Annotated in this window: 4 protein-coding genes; 2 read left to right on the top strand and 2 right to left on the bottom strand. The window is 35.3% G+C overall.

Going from position 1 to position 4757, the window contains the following annotated elements:
• Window positions 1-255 precede the first annotated feature (255 nt).
• Both CCY16_RS05005 and def read right to left on the bottom strand, forming a co-directional pair.
• Window positions 256-1056, bottom strand: coding sequence for a uracil-DNA glycosylase (locus tag CCY16_RS05005; protein WP_088415438.1), 801 nt, complete (start codon window positions 1054-1056; stop codon window positions 256-258).
• Window positions 1046-1585, bottom strand: coding sequence for a peptide deformylase (gene def, locus CCY16_RS05000; RefSeq protein ID WP_088415436.1), 540 nt, complete (start codon window positions 1583-1585; stop codon window positions 1046-1048). The genes CCY16_RS05005 and def overlap by 11 nt, the downstream gene beginning before the upstream one ends.
• 135 nt (window positions 1586-1720) lie before the next feature.
• Between def and ftsA the strand changes: the two genes are divergently transcribed.
• Complete coding sequence (gene ftsA / locus CCY16_RS04995; RefSeq protein WP_088415434.1) at window positions 1721-2959, top strand: cell division protein FtsA; 1239 nt, start codon at window positions 1721-1723, stop codon at window positions 2957-2959.
• Window positions 2960-3336: 377 nt separating this feature from the next.
• Entirely contained in the window at window positions 3337-4119 is a 783-nt protein-coding gene (map, locus tag CCY16_RS04990) for a type I methionyl aminopeptidase (RefSeq protein WP_088415432.1), read from the top strand.
• Window positions 4120-4757 lie beyond the last annotated feature (638 nt).

Below are 4757 nucleotides of genomic sequence, written 5' to 3'. Positions count from 1 at the left end.
CCTATAGAAATTTATAAAGACATACGGTGCACGTAGTACAAGGAATTAAACAATAGTACAACAAATACAAAACCTTCTTGTCATTTTAATTTGCACAGATTAGGAGATTGTATAAAATAGCCCTATTGCTAAGATAAGAGAGCTGACAAAGTGCGTCAAGTAATTTTTTGCGTTTCTGTGCACTATTTGAATGACTATTATAATAGCTGTGCTTGGTGAGTAGACAATATAAAAGTCCATTATTTTATCGGTTTGCTAGACGCCTGTACAGTTATTGGTACTATTAAGGTACTCCCTAATCTTTTTTAAATCCTCCCAAGCTAAACGTTTTTGCGCTGGTTGACGAAGTAAATAAGCTGGATGAAATATAACAGCTGTGGTAATCGAATAGGATAAGTATTGATTAGTATACGTATGGAATCTGCCACGCAAAGTTGATATAGCTTTTGTGTTATCAAGAAGGCTATAACATGCGATACCTCCAACTAAAATGAGGATCTGCGGTGAAATCAGTGCGATATGTTTCTCAACGAATGGTCTACACATGTCGAGTTCTAGGTCAGTTGGCTTTCTATTGCCTGGTGGACGCCAAAATACAGTATTGCTTATGTATACTTTAGTGCGATCAAGATTGATTGCACTAAGCATCTTATCTAGCAACATTCCGCTTGCACCACAAAATGGTATGCCTTTAAGGTCTTCGTTTGCTCCTGGAGCTTCGCCAACAAGCATAATTTTTGCACTTTGATTACCATCGGAAAAAACAGTATTGGTTGCAGTTTTTTTTATCTCACAACCTTCAAATGACTTAATTGCACTTCTTAGTTCATCCATGCTGTTACATTTACTTGCGAGTTTCCTTGCTTCAATTATCCAGTCACTCGGAAACATGGATTGCTGTTCTTTTTTTTGGACTTCGGCTTGAATGGCAGGAGATTGGATAGCTTTGCTATTTTTCTCTTGTTCCACTTTTTTTTCCTCGTTACCTTCTGTTAGTGTACAATCAATGCCCACTTCATGGTAAAATTTTAGTAATTCTAAATCTTCATCGCTCATAGTGCCTCTTAACCTTTTCTGCTTTTTTCATGGCCATATCATACTTCAATTTAGATAAGTGTCTAATATATAATATGCCGTTTAGATGATCTAGCTCATGCTGGATACACCTTGCAAGCCAACCACTAGCTTTTAGTGTCTGTTCTTTGTTATTTAAGTCCTTATATTTCACAGTTAAATATTTTGGGCGTCTAATTTCATGACTTTGCTCTGGAATTGAAAGGCATCCTTCTTTGAGAATGACTTGTTCATCTGATAATTCTGTAATTTCAGGATTAATCATGCAAAATTTACCAGTAGATTCATATCCTACTGGTCCACCTTTAATATCCCCTAGCTGGATATCCATGACGAAAATTCTCTTTAGCACTCCAATTTGCACCGCAGCAAGACCAAGACCTTCTGCATTGTACATAGTTTCAAACATATCGTTTACTAATTCTTTAATTTTATCGTTTATACCTACTACTTCACTGGCACGTGTAATTAACCTTTCATCGGGAGCAGTTGCAATTGATAATTTAGGCATAAAATTATAATTCTATGTTTTATTTTTTCCTTTGTCCAGTATTTGGATATATTAAAATGTTGCTGTATTTTTGTAATGGAAATATAAATTATTAAAGGAAGCTGCCTAAATGAAATTATATAATAAGGTCAACTAATGTACTCTGCAGTAATAGTAAAACCCAAGAGAAATGTTTTTGCTGTTTTAGATATAGGTACAACGAAAATTATCTGTCTAATTGTTAAGATAAGTGGCAACTTCAACTATAAGGTAACAGGCACAGGTTATAAGATTGCAGAAGGTATAAATGGTGGATCAATAACTGACATAAAGTATGCAAGTTACTCTATTTCGTCTACTATAGGTTTGGCTGAGCAAGTATCAGAGGAAACTATAGACCAAATATATGTTAATATTGCTGGATGTGGAATCTTATCTTTCAATGTGCACAATGAGATTATCGCAGCTAATCATGAAATTTCTGACCGGGATATAAAACGTGTAGTTTTTCAAACATTTGAGAAATATATTGAAGAAAATGTTATTATTCACAATATACCACTGAAATACCACTTAGATGATATGACTGATATAAGGGAAGTTAGTGGGTTGTATGGAAAGAGATTATCTGCTGATGTTAATGTTGTCACTGCTTCGCGTCCAGCACTTACCAACATTGAAAATTGCATAACCAATAATAGCGGTATAAGCATGGCAGGTTGCATTGCTTCCGCGTATTCTGCAGGTTTTGCTTGTCTTAGTGAAGATGAAAAAGAGCTTGGAACTGCTATTGTTGATATAGGAGGTGGGTGTACTGCAATTGGGATTTTCAAAAGAAGCAAACTTATATATGCAAACAGCATCCCAATCGGTGGTGTTCATATTACTCGAGATATAGCTTATGGACTATGTACAAGCATAGAACATGCAGAGCGTATAAAAGTACTGTACGGTAGCACTATTGTGACTTCAATAGATGAGAACGAATACATTACAGTACAAAATAATGAGAATGATGAACAGGCTCGAGTACCCAAATCTGAACTTGTTGACATCATAAGACCAAGGATTGAAGAAATACTTGAGTTGGTGAAAGAGCAATTTAGGAAGCAGAAAGATCCAATTAATAAAGTGGTTATCACAGGTGGCACCAGTCGGCTGGCAAGTATGAAGGAGATTGCAAGCTATATATTCAATAAACAAGTACGTATTGGGTGCCCTGAGTCGTGCGGTGGTCTTGATGGTGAATATAATAAAAATCCTGTGTTTTCTGCTGCCATAGGCTCTATAAAGTTAATAGTTGACACTTTTTATAAAAATAACCCTGATATGCTGGGTCAGGATGGTAAAATAAGTAAATTGTACCACTGGGTGAAATCAAAAGTCACAGTCTAGGCCCTATGGACAAGATTTTATATAGGAGCAACATAAGAGCCATAATAGGATTTGAGAGTCCCATAAAAACCTCAGTAGTTTTATCAAATCTGGAAAGATACGCCTAAGATGTGTAATTCATAAACTTCTATGAATTACACAAAATATTCAATCTGATTTTTAACTTATAATTTTGAGTATTTGCCATTAATTTGATACGTATGGTTATGCGTTACGCACTGGTTTTCTGGTCTAGTGGAAGCATATTGCAATGCTCGTGCAGTTACACGCTTGACACTGGAGCCTATGGGACTTACTTTGATAACTGACGAGCTATAAGCAAAGCTGTTAATTTTGCATAAGGATGTGTATGGTAACTACAATAATATACAGAAAATATGAACATAACTTTACATTCACAAAAAGATTTTGAATTTATGCGTAAAGCTGGAAGGTTAGCAGCTGAAACTCTTGATTTCATTGCACCATATGTAAAGGTAGGAGTAACAACTAATAAATTAAATGACCTATGTCATGATTTTATAGTCAAAGCAGGTGCAGTTCCGGCACCATTAAACTATAAGGGATACCCCAAGTCGATTTGCACTTCGAAAAATGCTGTTGTATGTCATGGCATTCCTGACGATAAACCACTTAAAGATGGGGACATTTTAAATATCGACGTTACGGTGATTTTAAATGGTTGGTATGGTGATACAAGCCGCATGTTTTGGGCTGGCAAACCATCAATAAAAGCAAAACGCTTATGTGATGCTACTTATGTTGCATTGATGGAAGCAATAAAACAAGTTAAGCCTGGTAATAAATTGAACGAGATAGGGCTTGCTGTAGAAAAGTATATTAGAGATTTTGGCTATTCTATAGTACGTAGCTATTGCGGACATGGTATAGGAAAAGTCTTCCATGCGCCGCCTAATATAGTACATTTCTATGATCAAGATGAAAGCCTTGTATTAAAGGAGGGGATGTTTTTTACAATAGAACCAATGATCAACGCTGGAAAACATGAAACTCTGCTTAGTAGACTTGATAATTGGACAGTAACAACACGCGATCTTTCACTCTCTGCACAATTTGAGCATACGCTTGGGGTAACAAAGGATGGTGTTGAAATATTCACATTATCACCTAAAGATTGGCATTTTCCGCCTTATAACTAGATTCTTTCACAACCATATGAATATTATGATTTGAAAACAAGGGAACGGAACTACAAAAAACTACTCAACAAACTTTACCAGCTTCCTTATTGTAACATTGAAGCTAATTACTTATTTTCTCTATACAGATTAAACGACAAAAGACTCAATGTACTTGATGCCTCATATTTAATTTTTTGCACTATGTGCACCGTATATCTTTATAACCTTTCAAGGTTTTTACTTAATATAAATTGAAATGCGCTTGTTAAAGCATTTGACACAGTAAAAACGCCAATTTAAAAAATAGGTAGTGAATAATTAGCTAACAGGGTTTTTTTACCTTTTTTCTGCTTAGTAAATTTTCTAACGTTTAAATTTAGATCAGCTACGACTTAAAAGGAGCTAGATTGGACGTTTAGAATAAAAAAATGCTAACTATAAAGTTAATATAAATAACTAGCCACCAACTGTTTTTTTTGCCTTTTTTTCTATTAGCAAATTTCTTAAATATTTGTAGCTACCGTCGTTCCTTAGCGTGATCCAAAGATACTGTGGAGTATGATGAGGAATCGCCATTCCAGTGTGTTGAATCCCAATGTCGGGGCACTGGAATGACAGCAAGAACACTCACTAACATAGAGAATATAAACTTTCTC

Source organism: Wolbachia endosymbiont of Wuchereria bancrofti, from assembly GCF_002204235.2.
GTDB lineage: Bacteria > Pseudomonadota > Alphaproteobacteria > Rickettsiales > Anaplasmataceae > Wolbachia.
The sequence above is the reverse complement of the archived record's forward strand: the minus strand, read 5'-3'. Positions and strand labels throughout refer to the sequence as shown.

Excerpts from the sequence above, each read along its gene's own strand:
- ftsA (WP_088415434.1), top strand. The coding sequence starts at position 1,721 with ATGTACTCTGCAGTAATAGTAAAACCCAAGAGAAATGTTTTTGCTGTT.
- CCY16_RS05005 (WP_088415438.1), bottom strand. The coding sequence starts at position 1,056 with ATGAGCGATGAAGATTTAGAATTACTAAAATTTTACCATGAAGTGGGC.
- def (WP_088415436.1), bottom strand. The coding sequence starts at position 1,585 with ATGCCTAAATTATCAATTGCAACTGCTCCCGATGAAAGGTTAATTACA.
- map (WP_088415432.1), top strand. The coding sequence starts at position 3,337 with ATGAACATAACTTTACATTCACAAAAAGATTTTGAATTTATGCGTAAA.